A 15,968-nucleotide genomic window follows, 5' to 3' on the forward strand; every position below is an offset into this window, starting at 1 on the left:
ACTCCCTCGGTTCACTATTCTCGACGAGGGAACGTCAGTAGTGTCCCATCACCCCGAGCCGCCGGGCCCGACGAACCAGAAGGTGAAAGACCGCGAACCCAGCCAGCAGGTACGCGACCCCGTTGAGTGCCAGCGCGGCGAGCTCGAGTCCGGGCATCGACCAGAGGGGGACGCCGTCGACCATCGCCCGGTAGAGCAGGTCGCTCCCGAGACTGAACGGGACGACCAGCAGGGTGCTCGAGTCCAGCGCACCGGGGGCGGCGATCAGCCCGATGAAGGCGAACTGGAGGAGTTGCTGGACGTTCTCGATCCGCTTGTACAACAGTGAGAGTCCGGCGAAGAGAAAGCCGAGGCCGATCGCCGGGAGGATCGTCACGAGCACGAGTGGGACGATCGTCAGCGGGTCGACGGTGAGCGTTCGGTCGGTCGTCAGCAACATGATCGCGAGCAGCGCCATCGCAATAGTGGTGCTGAAGACCACGTTGAAGAGCGTCTTGGCGAGCAACACCCGGCCGATCCCGAACGGCGACATAAACAGCTGCTCGAGGGTGCCCCACTGGGCTTCCCGCATCACGTTGCCGGCGACGTCGAAGTAGGCGGCCGTCACCGCGAGAAAGAGGAAGAAGCCGACCACGAGCCCGTCGAGGGTGCCGTCGAAGGCGGGGCCAGCGGCGGCCTGACCGCCGAAAAAGATCACGGCGAAAAACAGGTAGAAGCCGACCAGCATCATCGTCGTGTTGATCCAGTATCGACGCAAGAGGATGAGCTGTTTCTCGAAGATGGCTCGCGTCAGCCCGACGTAGCCGGTTGCAGAGCTCATCGGTTCTCCCTGTGCTCGACCCGCGGCTCTCCGCCGGACTCCTCGGGCCGTCCGGTTCCGCGCCCTTCGAATGTGTGGCGCTGCCTCGATCCGACGTCGTCGGTAGTAGCCCCGCCGCCGGTCACCTCGAGAAACACGTCCGCGAGGTCGGGTTCGATGGTCTCGACGCCGAGGAACGTACAGTTCGTCCGCTCGAGAACGGCCACGAGGTCGTAGAACGCGTCGCCCTGGAGCGCCACCTCGAACGACCGCTCCGGGCCGCGTTCGGTCCACTCGTCGACGCCGAACCGTTCCGCGAGGGTCCGCCTCGCGGCGTCCGGTACCAGGGCCTCGAGCGTGAACCGGTAGGTGCGAGTCTGAAACACGTCGACGAGTTCGTCGACCGTCCCGTCGGCCACGATCCGGCCGTCGTTCATGATGATCACCCGGTCGCAGACGGCCTCGATCACGTCCATGTCGTGACTCGAGAGGACGACGGTTCGGGACTCTCGTTCGACGAGGTCGCGGAGCTGGCGCCGCAACTCGAGTGAACTCTCGACGTCGAGACCGAGCGTCGGCTCGTCGAGGAACGCGATCGGGGTGTCCCGGATCAGGGTGCACGCGAGTGAGACCTGCTGTTTCATCCCGCGAGAGAGTTCGTTGACCGTGGTGTCCGCTTTCGCGGTGAGCCCCACCTGCTCGATGAGGGCGTCGATCCGGTCGGCGTCGGCCGGTCGATCGGCCAGTCGGGCGAAAAAACGGAGGTTCTCCCGGACGGTGAGCCGCCAGTAACTGTTTCGCGCGCCCTCGAGCATGGCGCTGACGGAGCGGTAGCTCGCGCGGGGGTCGTCGATGGGATCGGTTCCGTCGACCCGAACCGTCCCCGCATCGGGGATGATCAATCCCAGCAAGAGCTTGATGGTCGTGGTCTTGCCGGCCCCGTTCGGCCCCAGCAGGCCGACGACGGTCCCACGTTTGACCTCGAGGTCAATCCCGTCGACGGCCTCGACGGCGTCGTCGCCGTCGCCGTACGTCTTCGTGAGGCCGGTTGCCGAGAGGATCGGCTCGGTCGACCGGGAATTGGCCGTCGATTCGGCGCTCGAGGACCGACTCGCTTGAGGGTCGCGATCGGCCCCCGGCGACGGCTCGAGACGGTCCGATGATTGGCTCATTGACAGCATCTCCGTCGCCGGTTGTTGTAACTATTTCCCGAAGTCGCTCTGGAGGGATTGTCGCTATCGCGGCGTGACGTCGGTCGGGCGGGCTGATGTCGCTCACTACCCGTTGACGATCTGCTGCCGGTCGCGTCCGTCGCACGAAACCGATCGGCGATCGCGTTCGCCGCGCCGAGTCGACCACCATTCTCGAGGCGTCGATAGCGCTACCGGGAGGTGAATCCAAAATATATTGGCCATTGAGTTTTGAGGAATGCCAATAATGAGAAGATTGCAGGGAATCAGATACGCACGGTGTGTCACCTCCTTCGCTGCTCGCGCTGAAAGCGGTTCTATCGATGCCTTCGTCCGCTAGAATCGGTTCGGTCGATGAAGCGAACGAGAATGGCAGTGCTCGAGGGTGAAGACTGCTCGACCCCCCTACTGGAAACGGATTTCGGCAGGCACTCTCGAGATAGTCGATATTCATCAAATTCTTGATTAGTGGTCGCGAGATTTATCAACTAGAGCCACCATTTGTGACGCGTGCCTGCAATCGAAGACGAGAACGGAGTGGTCTTTCCGTGAGCGACGAGCCCGAGGTTCTCGTCGTCGACGACGAGTCTCGTCTCGCCGATCTCTTTGCGGCCTGGCTCGGAGCGGACCGTCCCGTCGCCACCGCCTACGACGGCGAGGAAGCCCTCGAGAAGATGGCCGACTCTGTCGAGGTCGTACTCCTCGACCGTCGCATGCCGGGGCTCTCCGGCGACGAAGTCCTCCAGCAGATCCGTGACGATGGATACGACTGTCGCGTCGTGATGGTTACGGCCGTCGACCCCGACTTCGACATCATCGAGATGGGCTTCGACGACTATCTGGTCAAGCCGGTCTCGAAAGACGAACTCCTCGAGATGGTCCAGGAGGTATCGACCCGATCCGAGTACAAGACCGACATCCAGGAGTACTACGCCCTGGTCTCGAAGAAAGCGCTCCTCGAGTCCGAGAAGGCGGATCGCGAACTCGCAGATCACGAAGAGTACCAGGAACTCAGTAGTCGTGTCGATACGCTCCGAGAGCAGGTCGACGAGACGATTTCCGGAATGTCTACCCACGACGACTTCGTTGGCGCGTTCCAGGACCTCCAGACCGAAAACTGAAGGCGTCGCTTACGCTTTCTAAGCGAAACCTTGGCGTACCTCTGTTACGCCTCGACCCCACACTCGAACTCGAACCTCGCTCCACCCTCCTCGCTCTCGACCGCGTTGACCGACCGGCCGTGGGCGACCTCTCTGACGACCCAGAGGCCGAGGCCGATCCCCTCCGAACCGGTCGACACGGACGAATCGAAGACCTCGCTGCGGAGCGATTCGGGTATCCCGTGGCCGTCGTCGGCGACGTAAAATCCGTCAGACGAGTCGCCCCACTCGAGTCGCCCCACGCGGATCGTGAGCGGGCTCGAGTCGTCGGCCGAACCGTGTTCGATCGCATTGCGAAACAGGTTCTCGAGCAACCGGAGCATCGGCGACCGATCTGCCTCGAGCGTCACCGACGATTCGACGGTCAGAGTCGCGTTCTCGGCAGTGACGTTCTCCCAGGCCTCCCTGGTGACGGTCTCGAGGTCGATCGATTCGAGATCACTCGCCCACTCGCCTTCGCGCGCGACGGTGAGCACGTCGGCGATGATCGCCTCCATGCGCTCGAGTCCGTCGCGGACCTGTGTGAAATCTTCCGGGGCGCCCGTCTCCTCGGCGAGGGAGAGATACCCCTGGGCGACGCCGAGCGGGTTTCGAAGGTCGTGACTGACGATCTGGGCGAACGCGTCGAGGCGCTCGTATTGCTCGCGGAGTTTACGTTCGCGTCGCTTTCGGTCGGTGATGTCGCGAACTACTCCGACTGTGCCACGAAAGGTGTCGTCGTCGACGACGACCGCCGCCTGCGTCTCGCAGGGAATCTGCTCGCCGGCCCTCGTCTCGAGGACCGTCTCGAACGTCGTCGCCGTCTCGCCCGAGTCGGGTAATCGCTCGAGCGGGTGGGGGGACGACCCGTCCTGGCCCTGGTGTTCGTCGTCTGGCTCCTCGAACAGGAACGAGTGGTGCTCTCCGAGGACCCCCTCCCTGGTGTGGCCGGTCATCTCGACGAGCGCGTCGTTGACCGTCGTGAAGTGGCCGTCGGCGTCGACGACGTACATCCCGTCGCCGGCCGTCTCGACCAGCCGTTCGTACCGGCGAAGCGACTGGGTCTGCTGGGAGAGCTGGCCCCGGATCGCGATCGACTCGAGGGCGTAGGACGCGGTTTCGGCCACCGAATCGATCGCCTCGCGTTCGCGTTCGTGTTCGCTCAGCGGACCCTCGGCGTACACGACGAGGACGCCGTACCGATCGTCTGCGGTCGCCAGCGGGGCGACCGCAACGGAGGATGCCCCGCGTTCGACGGCCACCTCTCCGAACGGAATGGCCGACACCGTCGACGGCTCGTCGAGTCCGTGGCGGACGGCGGACGTTCGCGATCGGAGCGCGTACTCGAGCAGCGGGTGCGTGCCGTCCCCGATCGAAAACGTTCGCTGGAGCGGCCAGTCGACGGGTGTCTCGGTGGGTATCCAGGGGAGAATCGCCCGCTCGCCGGAGTCGTACTCGCCGACCCAGGCGAACAGGTAGCGATCCCGGGTCGTAAACGGCTCCCGAATCGCCCGCTCGATCTCGCTCGCGGTCCGGGCGTCCGCGAGTCGTCGTTTCACCCGATTGGTGACGAGTGCGACCTGGGCGGCGCCGTCCTCGAGATGCGCCGCGACCGCGCTGGTGAGTGCTCGCGGTTCCTCGAACGTCGGCAGGTTGGTGGTGTCGTCGACGCCCTCGAGAGACCCGTCGTCGTGATCGTTGACGCCCGAAGCGTCGATCCCGCCGCAGTAGCCGAACGCGGGCGTCCCCGGCCACCGCGTCTCGACGGTCTCGAGCAGCGACGACACCCGGGAGATGGTCTCCACGTCGAGGACGACGACGCCGACCCGTTCGTGTTCGAGTTGCTCGATCGCTGCGTCCGCCGTTCTGGCGAGCACGACGTTGACGGCCGCGTCGGCGAGCGCTCGAGTGAGGGTGGCCCGCGTCTCCAGGGCTTCGCTCACGCAGAGCACGCGGGGGCGGCCTCGAGGGGATCGGTCGTCGGCGGTCATTCGAGAGGAGTCCCTGTGCTCGATGTGAGACTGGTATCGACGGCGAATGGGGCTGGCCGAGGGCTACTGATGGGACTCCTCACGGTAGTGGTAACTCGTGCGTTGCGATACTAAATTGCTCTTGCGGTGACGTCTCGGTGCGAGCGAGGAACCGACGAAAACCGTGGAGACTTTGCGCCGTCACCACGGAACGACGCACGAATGCGCCAGGCCCACCCCATAGAGCAGGCCGTCGGCATCGAGCACTATGTCTCCGAGACCGACGGCATCGGCGGCCACCTCCGCGACCGCGACGAGCACTTTCGGGTGCGCGAACTCGAGCGGTTCGCCACGGAGCCGGTCGACGCCTCGACCGACGCCTACCCGCACCTGGTCTTCCGGGCGACGCTCCGTGGCTGGGACACGAACGACTTCGCGCGCCGACTCTCGAACGAACTCGGTGTCTCCCGCGAGCGAGTGTCCTGGGCCGGAACGAAGGACAAGCGGGCGATCACGACGCAGCTGTTCTCGGTCTATGGCGCCGACCCCGCGGACCTCCCCGACCTCAACCGCGCCGACATCGACGTGCTCGGACGAGCCGGACGCTCCCTCGAGTTCGGCGACCTGGCGGGCAACGCGTTCGAACTGGTCGTGAGCGACCCCGACGAGGGCGCGCTCGAGCGGGCCGAGGCGATCACGGACGAGTTGGCGGCGTTTGCGGGGCTCGAGGGCGAGGACGGGGGTGGGATTGGGAGCGACGACAGTGAGCCGACCATCGGCGTCCCCAACGTCTTCGGCCAGCAACGCTTCGGGAGCAAGCGCCCGATCACCCACGAGGTCGGCCTCGAGATCGTCCGCGGCGACTGGGAAGGCGCCGTCATGGCCTACCTCGGCCGGCCGACCGACGCGGAACCCGAAGACACCCAGACCGCGCGGGCGTTCGTCGAGGAGACTCGCGACTGGCAGGAAGCGCTCGAGCGCTTTCCGAACCGGCTCCAGTACGAGCGATCGATGCTCCACGAGCTGGCCGAGGGTGACGGTGACGGCGACGGGGACGGGAGCGGGGACGGGAGCGGGGAGGGAGAGAGCGGAGACGGCGGCGGCAGCGAGAAACCGTCCCCCGAGACGTTCCGAAACGCCCTCGAGCGCCTCCCCTCGAACCTCCAGCGGCTGTTCGTCCACGCCGCCCAGTCGTTCGTCTTCAACCGCATTTTGAGCGAACGCCTCGAGGCTGGCCTCCCGTTCGACAGACCGGTCGCCGGCGACGTCGTCTGTTTCGCCGATCTCGACGCGCCGGAGGGGCTCGAGTTGCCCGACGTCGACCGAAGCCAACGCGTCGACGAGCGCCGGGTACGGTCGGTGACTCGCCACTGTGAACGTGGCCGGGCGTTCGTCACTGCGCCGTTGGTCGGCACGGAAACGACACTAGCCGACGGGGAACCGGGCGAGATCGAACGGCGGGTGCTCGCGGATCTCGACCTCGAGCCGTCGGACTTCGAGTTGCCCGGCGAGTTCGATTCGACCGGAACCAGGCGAGCGATCCTCGTTCGCACGCCGCTCGCCGTCGAACCGGATCCGCTGACGTTCTCGTTCTCGTTGCCGAAGGGGTCGTACGCGACGGTCGTGATGCGCGAGTACCTCAAGAGCGACCCGCTCGCACTCGGGTGAGATTGGTCCCACCAGGCTGATTCACGACTCACTAACCGTGGCTCGTGACTCGTGAAACGGCGTCAAGACACCCTCGAAGCCGGCGGTCAGACCTCGTCGTCAGGGTCGTGCGTCGATTCCATCCGTTTCGCCTCGGCGGCGTACCGTTCCTGCAGGTCGGGCTCCTCGACGGTGCCGAGGTCCTCGGCCGAGACGTCTTTGGCGGCCGTCACCGCACCCAGCGCCTGCGAGGCGATTTCTCTTCGGTAGACTCGATTCCCCTCGAGCGTCGCGTACTTGAGAATCACGAGGTCGCGATCGGTGTAGCCGCGCTCGACGAGCCACGCGCGTACGTCGCCGGACTCTGGTGGCATGCGTTCGTGAACGACGCGGTTACTGATACCTGTTCCCCCGGCATCGTCCGCGGATGCGGTGGCCGCGACCCGTACAGGTGGCGACCTCCGTGCCGGCAATCCGCTCCGGACACCGACACGGCCCCAGACTCGAAACACCGCAGTTTTAGGCGCTCGCCGGCAACCACGCCCATGGAGTGTCGCCACTGCGGATCGCCCCTCGAGAAACCCGGCGACTTCTGTCTCGTCTGTCGCACCGGGAACACCGACACGGTGGTCCTCGAGGCCGCCCGCGACCGGGCGACGCTGACGATGCTCGACGACGAGACGCGACTGGGGGAGACGACGATCACGACGGCGCCCGAGGAGGGGGACCTCGAGGTCGTCGAATTCAGAAATTTCGCGAGCCTGCTCGGGGACGAACTCCGCCGAAAGCGCCCGGAGGAGGTCTACGCCGCGGGCGACCGGGACGTGATCCAGGGGGTTCGCGAGGACACCCACTACGCGTTCTACCGCGTCGAGGACGACGACCCCGTCGAAGCCGTCCTCGAGCGACGCGGTGACCGAGCGCTCGACGTGGTCGAGACGGCGCCGGCGGACAAACTCGGCGGGAGCCACACCACCCTCATCGGCGGGCGGGCGGGTATGCGAGCGATCCAGACCGTCGCGGGCCACCCCCACGTCAAGAAGGTGATTCCCGGCCCCATCGACGCCGGCGGCACTGGCTCCCAGTCGGGGCTCCGGGCGAAGGTCACCCGGGCCGACGCCGGCGGAAACGTCCGCATGCTCCTGCGCGACGGCTCGAGCGTCCAGGAGAACCGGATCGTGACGACGGCCCGGGACCGTGAACTGGGCGAGGTCGTCCGCGACGATCTGAACGAGGCGCTGCTCGAGGCGGGCTTGCGGGAGGAGTGACAGCTCCAACTCAACACCTTTATCAGAACGAGGGGGATAGAAACCGATACTATGGCCGAAAAGAAGCGAGGAAAGGTCGGGAGTGCCGGCCGATTCGGAGCGCGATACGGACGCGTCGCTCGACGACGCGTCTCGGAGATCGAACACGACATGCAGTCCTCGAAGGTCGACGGCGACGACGTCAAACGCCTCGGCCCCGGCATCTGGGAGAACGAGGAGACCGGCGAGGTCTTCACCGGCGGTGCCTACCGCCCCCAGACCCCGGCCGGCGAGACCGTCCGTCGCTCGATCCGAGCCGCTCTCGGCGAGGAATCCGACGAGTAGTCCGGAAACCCAGACCACACCACCTCACATGAGTTACAAGTGCTCCCGCTGCAAACGCGACGTACAGCTCGACGAGTACGGGGGCGTCCGCTGTCCCTACTGCGGTCACCGCGTGCTCCTCAAAGAGCGCAGTCGAGACGTCAAGACCGTCGACGTCAACTAGGCATTTTCCGGTGTTTCCCCACGACGCCACCCTCGAGTTCGAGTACGAGTCGCCGACTCGAGCGACGACTGTCGCCGAGGCCGTCGCCCGCGAGGTCGGCGAGATCGACGAAGATCGTTCGCGGACGACGATCGACCGCGATACAGAGACGGTGACAGTTTCGGTCGTCGCTCGCGACCTGACGGCGCTCCGGGCGGCGCTCAACACCTGGTTCTCACTGGTCGACGTCGCGGAGCGAGCGACGGCGGTCGGGGAGCGATACCGGAGTCTCGAGACGAACGAGGCGGACGAGACGGATCGTTCGGGTGGCGACGACAGCCACGACAGCCACGACGGCGATGGCTGACGACGCCACCCGCTCACCGTTCGAGCGGCCCCCGACCGAGGACTCGACGTCCCACCCCATCGAAACCTGGCAGCTGACGCCGACGAACTCGAGACTTCTCCGTGGGTTGTTGTACGCCTCCTGGACGATTTCGGGTGGGTTCGTCGTCCTGCTCGCCACGCTCTCCGCGTTTCTCGCCCTCGAGGGTGCGGTTCCTTCGCGTGCAGGTTCGATGCCGGGTCTCACAGTCGTCGTGGTCGTCGCCCTCGTCGTCACCCTCGCCGGATTTGGCTGGCTCCTCACGCGACTCGTTCGCTGTCGACACGGCCGCACCTTCCTCCGACTTCGCGCGCCGGAACCGAGCGATCCGACCCGATCCGTCGTCGAACACGCGCCGATCCGATCGCTCGTCGCGTTCGCCGGTGTCGGCGCCGTGATCCACGCGGGCGGCTTCGCACTCGTTCTCAGTCTCGAGCGATCCTCGTTCTGGTACCTGCTCCCCGTCGGTGCCGTGTATGCAATCCTCGTCGCCGTTCGCTGGTGGCTGCCGACCGCCAGTCGCCTCACCGACGACGTCCTGGTCGTGACGTCGTTTCCCCACGAGGGGGCCGCCGGCAGTCGCTGGTTCGGCACACTCGAGACGACGCTCGAGATCGATCGGGCGTCGATCCAACGGGTTCGGGCGCGGTCGCTGGGCGAGACGACACTTGTGTGGCTCGACCGCGGTCGATCCGCGTCCGTCGTCGCGGCCGTCCCACCGTCCGTTCGTGACCGTCTCGAGGGGTGACGTGACTCCCGTCGAACGCAGCGACGGGAGGTGAATCGACTCACGGGACGCAAAGCTTGGCTTTATCAGTGCGGAGGGCAACCGTCGAGACATGCAAGGCAATCTGCCACCGGAGGCACAGGAGAAGATCGAACAGCTCCAGGACCTGCAGGAGACGGCACAGACCGTCGCCGTCCAGAAGCAGGAAGCCGAGTCCTCGCTCGACGACGCGCAGGCTGCCCTCGAGGAACTCGAGGACGTCGACGACGACACCACGATGTACCGCCAGGTCGGCGAACTGTTCGTCCAGACCGAGTACGACGAGGCCCAGGACCAGCTCGAGGAGAAAACCGACACCCTCGAGATTCGTCTCGAAACCCTCGAGAAGCAAGAAGAGCGCGTCCAGACGCAGTTCGAGAGCCTCCAGGAGGAACTCCAGAACCTGCTGGGCGGTGGCGGCATGGGCGGGCCCGCCGGTCCGGGCGGCCCGGGCGCCGGCGGCGCGTAGATGCCGACCAGCGAATCGGCACCCGAGGACGAGGCGGTCGTCCAGACCGCCGCTGACGCCGCCGAAGACGTCATCTTCTCGGCGTACAAGCAGTCGGCCGTCCGCGACTACGACGTCACCGTCGTGTTCGAGGAGAGCGTCCTCGAAGTCGACGTCTACCTGAACGTGCCGGACGACGCGGGCGAACGGAACCCGGATGCCGTCGCGGACGAGGCGGCCCTCGCCGCCCGGTCGGCGGTCGACGACCTGTTCGGCGAGTGAGCGGCGCCTCGAGCGAATTTTTGACGGTGAACCCCGACCAGAGCGTGCAAACTGATTGCACACTACCCCAACGGTTTTTACGGTACCCGTCGAGGCTCGAGTCGAGACGAATGGAGACCCTTTCTTTTCACTGACCGGGATTCTCACCCGACGGGATCCGCGCGGCGCGTTCGGCTACCGCCCGTAGCGGCATCGGTCGGTCGCTAGTCTATCGCTAGTCGGTCGCAAGTCGCTCGCCCGCTGATCCGCACGACTCGTTCGCGTCGAGAACCCCGGACTCGAGGACGTCTCGAGCGGCAGCGTTCCCATTCGCGCAGATTGCGACGAATCTATCGCCGCCGAACCGTTTCCGACCAGGTCGTGGCGACCTGGTCACCCACCGTCGACACATGTCACGACCGAGTGCAAACACGTCCACGAACCGCCCGCCAAAATCCGCCGTCGTCGTCGCCCGCGAGCCGACGACGCCGGTCGAAACGGCCGAAATCGAATCGCTCGCCCGAAGCGCCGGCTACGGCGTCGTCGACGCGGTCACCCAGCCCGGCCACCCCGATTCCGGGACGTACCTCGGGGCGGGTCGGCTCGACGACGTCGCCGAAACGGTCGCCTCGAGCGCCGCGTCGACGGTCGTCGTCGGCGACCGACTCACCCCGGGTCAACACCACGCCATCGAATCGACGTTGCCCGACGAAACGAGCGTCCTGGATCGCTACCGACTCGTCCTCGACATCTTCGAGGCGGGGGCGAGTTCCCGCCGAGCGAGCCTCCAGGTCGAACTCGCCCAACTTCGCTACGATCTGCCCCGACTGGTCGCCGCGAGCGACGAGGGGATGCTCAACCGGGTAACCGAGAGCGGGACGCCAGTCTACGACGTCCGCGACCGAATCTCTCGGCTCGAGCGCCGACTGGCCGAACTCCCGGATCCGGCCGAACAGTTCCGCGAGCGTCGCCGCGAGGAGGGCTTCGACCTCGTGACCATCGCTGGCTACACGAACGCCGGGAAGTCGACGCTGTTGCACCGACTGGCGGACGAGCTATCGGTCGAGACGTCCGAGTCTGCAGACAATTCCGAGAACGAGCCCACCGACGGCTCGAACAAACACGCTACTGCCAGCGTCGCGGACCGCCTGTTCGAGACGCTCGAGACCACGACCCGACGAGCCACGATTGGCGACCGGCCCGTGCTCGTCACGGACACGGTTGGCTACGTCGACGAGTTGCCCCACGACCTCGTCGCGTCGTTCAGCGCGACCCTCTCGGAGGCGGCCGCGGCCGACGTCGTCGTCCTGATGGTCGACGCGAGCGACGACCTCGATACCGTCGAGGAACGGCTGCGGGTGTCTCTCGACGTACTCGCCGAACAGGACGTCGACCCCGATCGGGTCGTCACCGCGCTGAACAAGATCGACCGCCTCGAGCCCGGCGAACGGGAGGCTCGCGTCGCCCTCGCCAACGAAGTAGGCCTGGACCCGATTCCGGTCAGCGTTCGTGAAGGGACGAACCTCGAGGCGCTTCGAGAACGCATCGAAGACCACATACCGACGGAACGTCTCCGCCTCGAGATGCCCGCCGGGGACGAGGCGATGGCGCTGGTCTCGCGAGCCTACGATCGGACGGCCGTCAAGGACGTGACGTACCGCGACGAAACGGTCGTCCTGGAATGTACGGGCCGTCCGGCGGTCCTCGAGCGGCTTCGGGGGGCCGCCGAGCGAGCGTAGCTACTCTCGGGGTTCCTTCCGGTCGCGCTCGTAAGGCACCCGATCGAGCGTCTCGCGAAGCCGCGGGCGAATGTCGAACAGGTATCGCTCCGTGCTCCCGTCGGGCCCCGACTGGGTGTAGACCACCTTCTCGATGGAGACGCCCTCGGGGACGGTCTGGGTGACGACGACCGCGTCGAGCGCCAGGTTCGGCGGGATCTCGGCGTCGGTACCGCACCAGCGCGAGGGGAGGTTCGCGGCGTGTGGGCGAAGGACGTTCGACCCCTGGTAGAGGAACCCGTCGTCGCCGACGAAACTGGTGTTCGAACGTCCACGCCACGCGAGGGGACGGTCACTGCTGTTCTGGGCAGTGAAAAACGCGGCTGTCACCCTCGTTCCGAACTCGAGGGGTATTCGAGGAGCGCCCCGAGGCCGACGTCGTCGACGAGGCCGACGAGCGACAGCGTCAGGAACGAACCGTCGACGGTCGGGCCGACCGGTGGCGTGACGTCTCGGGTCGTAGTATCGTAGAACTCGGCGTGCACGCCGTCCGGTGTGGCGTCCTGCTCGCCCGTGATCGTCTCGTAGGCGCGCTTGATTCGCAGAAACCGCGCGCGAGAGCCACCCTGGTCGGGATGGTGCCGCTTGAGGAGGGCCCGATAGGCACGTCGGACCTCCTCGGTGTCGGCCTCTGGCGACACACCGAGGACCTCGTAGTGGCTCTCCATATACCACACTGAAAGTCACTCGGTAAAAAGAGTGTTCCGTCCGCCGGATTGGTAGGACGGTCTCGTGAGAGTTCAGTCCGCGATGGACTCGAGGGTGATCTCACCCGTGCTGTCGACGGCGACTTGACGACCACAGTACTGAAACTGCACGGTGACCTCGTTTTGCTGCCGGGTTGGTGACGTCGACTCGAGCAACTGATCGAGCGCCTGCGGATCGATCGCCTCGTGAAGCGGCGGGTAGGCCGGTGGAGCGAGTTCCTCGACGGGGACGTTCTCCGCACGAGCCACCGCCTCGACGACGGCGAGGCTTGGCGCTGTCTGAAACGACGAAACCATGCTGTCTTCCCCCGACCCCATACCTATAACCACGTTCCCGAGTCCCTGTATTAAGCCTGTCCTTCCTCACCGAGTCGCGCCTCCCGGCGACGTCGGTCGACCGTGGTCCAGCCAATCCCGGCGAGAACGACGAGTCCACCGAGAATCGTCGCAACGTCGGGAATCTCTCCGAGCAGGGCGAGCGCTAGCACCGTCGAGCCGACCGGCTCGCCGAGCCAGGCGACGCTCACGACGACCGACTCGAGGTACTTCAGCGCCCAGTTCGAGACGGTGTGGCCCAGGATGCCGGGTCCGACGGCCATCGCCAGAAAGAGCACCCACTCTCGAGGCGGGTAGGCGACGTAGTCGTGGCCCTGGACGCCGACGAGGACGAAGAGCGTGATCGCGCAGGCGGCGTAGACGACGGTGACGTAGGGAAACAGCGAGACGCGCTGGCGGATCGACCGTCCCGCGAGGACGTAGCCGGCGACCGTCACCGCGCCGAGGAGGGCGAGCGCGTTCCCGTAGAGCGTCGCGTCCGCGACCGGGGCCTGCCCGGCGTCACCGAACGACATGACGGCCGCGCCGGCGATGGCGACAACGATGCCGGCGACCGTCGTTCTCGTCACCCGTTCGTGCAGGACGAGCGCGGCACCCGCGGCGACGAACAGCGGCTGGGTCTGGACGAGCGTGACGCTCGCGGCCACGCTCGTGTACGACAGGCTCTCGAACCACGACGCGAAGTGGGCCGCGAGGGCGACCCCCGCGACGGTCGCACCGAGGAGGTCGCGTCTCGAGAGCCGACCGAACTCCTCGTGGTGGAATCCCAGCGCGACCGGGGCGACGATAGCCGTCGTGAACAGTACCCGGTAAAACGCCGCGACCGAACTCGGGGCGGCGCTCCAGCGAATCAGGATCGCGCTCGTACTCGCCGCGAGGACGGCGAACGCGAGTGCCGCCACCGGGGCAACCTCGAGATCGCCACCTGCGCGGACGTCTGGAATCACGTGGCTCAGATTCGAGGGGAGTCCTATAGGGGTAGCGAAAGCGGCCAACGTGGGTGACGCCGGATCAGTGCACGAGGAGTCACTCGAGCGCGCGTCTCGTTCGCCTGTGACGATCCAGGAACATCCCCTCGAAGCCGACTCGCGAAAACGGTGCTACCGTCTCGCCGAGTCTGCCACCCGGCAGGGCGTACTCGATCTTGTCCCGGAGGACCGTCTGCTCGCCGTCGGCGAAAAACGAGTGGGTGTGCACCCAGGTGGCGAACGGGCCGTGAACCATCTCGTCGCTGAAGTACGCTCGTCCTGGGCGAGAATCTCGCTCGAGGATGACCGACGTCCAGTGAACGCGCGGGCCCACGCCGAACGGGCGGATCGACATCGAAATCTCTGCGTCCTCCTCCAAGATGTCAGGATCTCGTTCGCCGTCGGGTCCCATTACCGCCTCGGCTCGCAGGTTCAGCCACGGCGGCGTCACGGCCTCGAGTCCCGAGACGCGCGAGTGAAAGTCCCAGACCTCCTCGAGGGGTGCGTCGATCCGGATCGATCGCTCGTAGGTTGGCATGGCGAGGGATACGACGCCTCGAGGGAAAATAGTACGACTATCGATGGGGGACGATTGCGAACTGTCTCGAAAATCGACAGCCGTTCATTCTCCACCAGTTCTCGAAAAGCCACGGCGATTAGATCGCCAACAGTTCTCGAGAATCGTTCGGAGAGAGCCGTGTACGCGCCTCGAAGACGCTTACTTCAGCCGTTCCTGCAAAAACGATGGATGTGCCGCGGTCACGCCCTCGACCTCGAGAATCTCCGTCGCGATCACGTCCCCGAGTTTGTCGCCGTTCGCCGCGCGCACTTCGGCCATCAGCATGTGGTCGCCGCTCGAGGTGTACAGCGATTCGATCTCGTCGAGGGCCTTGAGCGCCCGGGTCGCCTCGACGTAGCGCTCGCTGGCCACGTCGATGCCGACCAGCGCGATGGTCTGGCTCGAGAGTTTCTTGGGGTCGACGTCCGCGGAGTAGCCGACGATGACGCCGTCCTCCTCGAGCTGGTTGATGTACTTTCGAACGGTCGGTTTCGAGACCTCGGCTCGCGAGGCAATCTCGGCGTAGGACGCCTGGGCGTCCTCCTCGAGGACCTCGAGAATGCGATCTTCCGTTGGGCGAGTGCTCATACACCCTCTTTTGCTCGGGCGGAAAAATATCTTTTGTATCTGAAAAGCCGAGTTTGGGACGACGTGTCGACCGGCGGACTTATCCGCCCCGGCGACAGAACGGACGTCGATGGTCTCGTTCGACGTCGCTATGGGACTCTTCTGGGTCGGATGTGGGATCGTCATCCTGATCCCCGCCTGGCTCATCGCCGTCCGTGGTCGGGCCGACCTCCACGTCCACTACGACGACAGCGTCGACCCCGCCTACGTCTCGCGTCGAGCGGGGACGACCGCCCTGCTCATGGGCGTCGTGACGATCACGTACGGACTCGCCCAGATCCGGTTTGGCTACCGGCCGCTGGCCTTCGGCGGGTTGCTCGTCACGTTGCTCGTCCTGACGACGCTCACGAAACGATTCGCCCAGGGCTGGGGCTGGCACGGCGAGTGAACCGATCGGCTCGAGGGCCTCGGTTGCCCTCGAGGTCAGGCGTACTTCGGCCGCTCTCCCGTGACCTGGATCGAGCCGTCGACGATCGGATCCTCGGCGTCCTCGCTGTAGGTGTACTGGCCGGTCGAGTCACAGAGCGTACACTGGTACGTCTCCATGATCTCGTTGATCAGTTCCCCGTCCTCGAAGAAGACGCGGCTCTGGGTGATCTGCAGGAACTGCGCGGTCTCACAGTTGGTACACTCTATCATAGCTGGCGACACACG

The 15,968-nt window shown here is 65.8% G+C and carries 22 protein-coding genes; 11 read left to right on the top strand and 11 right to left on the bottom strand.

The genetic code is table 11. The features are described from left to right. Window positions 1-34: 34 nt before the first annotated feature. A complete protein-coding gene (locus tag NGM29_RS15455; protein WP_254157356.1) occupies window positions 35-820 on the bottom strand; it encodes an ABC transporter permease in 786 nt (261 codons plus the stop codon). Continuing rightward, window positions 817-1,971 carry an ABC transporter ATP-binding protein gene (locus NGM29_RS15460; protein WP_254157358.1) on the bottom strand — a complete coding sequence of 385 codons (1,155 nt, stop codon included), beginning with the start codon at window positions 1,969-1,971 and terminating at the stop codon, window positions 817-819. Before NGM29_RS15460 ends, NGM29_RS15455 begins: the two co-directional genes overlap by 4 nt. Before the next feature lie 566 nt (window positions 1,972-2,537). On the opposite strand from NGM29_RS15460, the gene NGM29_RS15465 reads away from it, so the two are divergent. Beyond that, complete coding sequence (locus NGM29_RS15465) at window positions 2,538-3,110, top strand: HalX domain-containing protein (protein WP_254157360.1); 573 nt, start codon at window positions 2,538-2,540, stop codon at window positions 3,108-3,110. A 44-nt stretch (window positions 3,111-3,154) separates the two neighbouring features. Here NGM29_RS15465 and NGM29_RS15470 read toward each other — a convergent pair whose 3' ends face one another. Then, window positions 3,155-5,119: a PAS domain S-box protein gene (locus NGM29_RS15470; protein ID WP_254157362.1), complete on the bottom strand. Its 1,965-nt coding sequence runs from the start codon at window positions 5,117-5,119 to the stop codon at window positions 3,155-3,157. A gap of 201 nt (window positions 5,120-5,320) precedes the next feature. Here NGM29_RS15470 and truD point away from each other — a divergent pair, with 201 nt between their 5' ends. Further along, entirely contained in the window at window positions 5,321-6,766 is a 1,446-nt protein-coding gene (gene truD / locus NGM29_RS15475) for a tRNA pseudouridine(13) synthase TruD (RefSeq protein WP_254157364.1), read from the top strand. 86 nt (window positions 6,767-6,852) lie between these two features. Here truD and NGM29_RS15480 read toward each other — a convergent pair whose 3' ends face one another. Then, window positions 6,853-7,119, bottom strand: a complete 267-nt coding sequence (locus NGM29_RS15480) for a DUF7967 family protein (protein ID WP_254157366.1) — start codon at window positions 7,117-7,119, stop codon at window positions 6,853-6,855. Window positions 7,120-7,290: 171 nt separating this feature from the next. Between NGM29_RS15480 and NGM29_RS15485 the strand changes: the two genes are divergently transcribed. From NGM29_RS15485 to hflX, 8 genes are all read left to right on the top strand, one after another. Then, entirely contained in the window at window positions 7,291-8,013 is a 723-nt protein-coding gene (locus NGM29_RS15485; RefSeq protein ID WP_254157368.1) for a DUF2103 domain-containing protein, read from the top strand. Between the two features lie 51 nt (window positions 8,014-8,064). Next, complete coding sequence (locus NGM29_RS15490) at window positions 8,065-8,337, top strand: eL43 family ribosomal protein (protein WP_253436920.1); 273 nt, start codon at window positions 8,065-8,067, stop codon at window positions 8,335-8,337. A 28-nt stretch (window positions 8,338-8,365) separates the two neighbouring features. Further along, window positions 8,366-8,500, top strand: a complete 135-nt coding sequence (locus tag NGM29_RS15495) for a DNA-directed RNA polymerase subunit P (protein WP_252700721.1) — start codon at window positions 8,366-8,368, stop codon at window positions 8,498-8,500. A gap of 10 nt (window positions 8,501-8,510) precedes the next feature. Next, on the top strand, window positions 8,511-8,846 hold the full coding sequence (locus tag NGM29_RS15500) for a KEOPS complex subunit Pcc1 (protein WP_254157370.1): 336 nt from the start codon (window positions 8,511-8,513) through the stop codon (window positions 8,844-8,846). Continuing rightward, complete coding sequence (locus NGM29_RS15505) at window positions 8,839-9,612, top strand: hypothetical protein (protein WP_254157372.1); 774 nt, start codon at window positions 8,839-8,841, stop codon at window positions 9,610-9,612. Before NGM29_RS15500 ends, NGM29_RS15505 begins: the two co-directional genes overlap by 8 nt. A 91-nt stretch (window positions 9,613-9,703) precedes the next feature. Then, window positions 9,704-10,099: a prefoldin subunit beta gene (locus tag NGM29_RS15510; RefSeq protein ID WP_253436928.1), complete on the top strand. Its 396-nt coding sequence runs from the start codon at window positions 9,704-9,706 to the stop codon at window positions 10,097-10,099. Next, window positions 10,100-10,360 (top strand): DUF3194 domain-containing protein, encoded by a 261-nt coding sequence (locus NGM29_RS15515; protein ID WP_254157373.1) that lies wholly within the window; start codon window positions 10,100-10,102, stop codon window positions 10,358-10,360. Between the two features lie 389 nt (window positions 10,361-10,749). Continuing rightward, entirely contained in the window at window positions 10,750-12,078 is a 1,329-nt protein-coding gene (gene hflX / locus NGM29_RS15520) for a GTPase HflX (RefSeq protein WP_254157375.1), read from the top strand. On the opposite strand, the gene NGM29_RS15525 is transcribed toward hflX, so the two are convergent. The 6 genes from NGM29_RS15525 to lrpA1 all read right to left on the bottom strand — a co-directional run bounded on the left by NGM29_RS15525 (window position 12,079) and on the right by lrpA1 (window position 15,275). After that, the gene (locus NGM29_RS15525) at window positions 12,079-12,447 is read right to left on the bottom strand and encodes a hypothetical protein (RefSeq protein ID WP_254157377.1); all 369 of its coding nucleotides are present in this window, start codon (window positions 12,445-12,447) and stop codon (window positions 12,079-12,081) included. It lies immediately after the preceding gene. Next, complete coding sequence (locus NGM29_RS15530; RefSeq protein ID WP_254157379.1) at window positions 12,444-12,785, bottom strand: J domain-containing protein; 342 nt, start codon at window positions 12,783-12,785, stop codon at window positions 12,444-12,446. The genes NGM29_RS15525 and NGM29_RS15530 overlap by 4 nt, the downstream gene beginning before the upstream one ends. A 72-nt stretch (window positions 12,786-12,857) precedes the next feature. Then, window positions 12,858-13,142: a HalOD1 output domain-containing protein gene (locus NGM29_RS15535; protein ID WP_254157381.1), complete on the bottom strand. Its 285-nt coding sequence runs from the start codon at window positions 13,140-13,142 to the stop codon at window positions 12,858-12,860. Window positions 13,143-13,171: 29 nt separating this feature from the next. Beyond that, on the bottom strand, window positions 13,172-14,107 hold the full coding sequence (locus NGM29_RS15540) for a DMT family transporter (RefSeq protein WP_254157383.1): 936 nt from the start codon (window positions 14,105-14,107) through the stop codon (window positions 13,172-13,174). A 79-nt stretch (window positions 14,108-14,186) separates the two neighbouring features. Beyond that, entirely contained in the window at window positions 14,187-14,666 is a 480-nt protein-coding gene (locus tag NGM29_RS15545) for an SRPBCC family protein (RefSeq protein WP_254157385.1), read from the bottom strand. Between the two features lie 180 nt (window positions 14,667-14,846). Further along, on the bottom strand, window positions 14,847-15,275 hold the full coding sequence (lrpA1, locus tag NGM29_RS15550; protein ID WP_254157387.1) for an HTH-type transcriptional regulator LrpA1: 429 nt from the start codon (window positions 15,273-15,275) through the stop codon (window positions 14,847-14,849). Window positions 15,276-15,384: 109 nt separating this feature from the next. Between lrpA1 and NGM29_RS15555 the strand changes: the two genes are divergently transcribed. Beyond that, on the top strand, window positions 15,385-15,702 hold the full coding sequence (locus NGM29_RS15555) for a hypothetical protein (RefSeq protein WP_254157389.1): 318 nt from the start codon (window positions 15,385-15,387) through the stop codon (window positions 15,700-15,702). Window positions 15,703-15,737: 35 nt separating this feature from the next. Here the strand turns inward: NGM29_RS15555 and NGM29_RS15560 are convergent, their stop codons facing one another. Beyond that, window positions 15,738-15,953, bottom strand: a complete 216-nt coding sequence (locus NGM29_RS15560; protein ID WP_254157391.1) for a hypothetical protein — start codon at window positions 15,951-15,953, stop codon at window positions 15,738-15,740. Window positions 15,954-15,968: the final 15 nt, after the last annotated feature.

This window comes from Natronosalvus rutilus (assembly GCF_024204665.1).
GTDB lineage: Archaea > Halobacteriota > Halobacteria > Halobacteriales > Natrialbaceae > Natronosalvus > Natronosalvus rutilus.

Bases quoted from the DNA above. Each gene is read 5' to 3' on its own strand.
- NGM29_RS15455 (WP_254157356.1), bottom strand. From the start codon at position 820: ATGAGCTCTGCAACCGGCTACGTCGGGCTGACGCGAGCCATCTTCGAG.
- NGM29_RS15460 (WP_254157358.1), bottom strand. From the start codon at position 1,971: ATGAGCCAATCATCGGACCGTCTCGAGCCGTCGCCGGGGGCCGATCGC.
- NGM29_RS15470 (WP_254157362.1), bottom strand. From the start codon at position 5,119: ATGACCGCCGACGACCGATCCCCTCGAGGCCGCCCCCGCGTGCTCTGC.
- truD (WP_254157364.1), top strand. From the start codon at position 5,321: ATGCGCCAGGCCCACCCCATAGAGCAGGCCGTCGGCATCGAGCACTAT.
- NGM29_RS15480 (WP_254157366.1), bottom strand. From the start codon at position 7,119: ATGCCACCAGAGTCCGGCGACGTACGCGCGTGGCTCGTCGAGCGCGGC.
- NGM29_RS15485 (WP_254157368.1), top strand. From the start codon at position 7,291: ATGGAGTGTCGCCACTGCGGATCGCCCCTCGAGAAACCCGGCGACTTC.
- NGM29_RS15490 (WP_253436920.1), top strand. From the start codon at position 8,065: ATGGCCGAAAAGAAGCGAGGAAAGGTCGGGAGTGCCGGCCGATTCGGA.
- NGM29_RS15495 (WP_252700721.1), top strand. From the start codon at position 8,366: ATGAGTTACAAGTGCTCCCGCTGCAAACGCGACGTACAGCTCGACGAG.
- NGM29_RS15505 (WP_254157372.1), top strand. From the start codon at position 8,839: ATGGCTGACGACGCCACCCGCTCACCGTTCGAGCGGCCCCCGACCGAG.
- NGM29_RS15510 (WP_253436928.1), top strand. From the start codon at position 9,704: ATGCAAGGCAATCTGCCACCGGAGGCACAGGAGAAGATCGAACAGCTC.
- NGM29_RS15515 (WP_254157373.1), top strand. From the start codon at position 10,100: ATGCCGACCAGCGAATCGGCACCCGAGGACGAGGCGGTCGTCCAGACC.
- hflX (WP_254157375.1), top strand. From the start codon at position 10,750: ATGTCACGACCGAGTGCAAACACGTCCACGAACCGCCCGCCAAAATCC.
- NGM29_RS15530 (WP_254157379.1), bottom strand. From the start codon at position 12,785: ATGGAGAGCCACTACGAGGTCCTCGGTGTGTCGCCAGAGGCCGACACC.
- NGM29_RS15535 (WP_254157381.1), bottom strand. From the start codon at position 13,142: ATGGGGTCGGGGGAAGACAGCATGGTTTCGTCGTTTCAGACAGCGCCA.
- NGM29_RS15545 (WP_254157385.1), bottom strand. From the start codon at position 14,666: ATGCCAACCTACGAGCGATCGATCCGGATCGACGCACCCCTCGAGGAG.
- lrpA1 (WP_254157387.1), bottom strand. From the start codon at position 15,275: ATGAGCACTCGCCCAACGGAAGATCGCATTCTCGAGGTCCTCGAGGAG.
- NGM29_RS15555 (WP_254157389.1), top strand. From the start codon at position 15,385: ATGGTCTCGTTCGACGTCGCTATGGGACTCTTCTGGGTCGGATGTGGG.
- NGM29_RS15560 (WP_254157391.1), bottom strand. From the start codon at position 15,953: ATGATAGAGTGTACCAACTGTGAGACCGCGCAGTTCCTGCAGATCACC.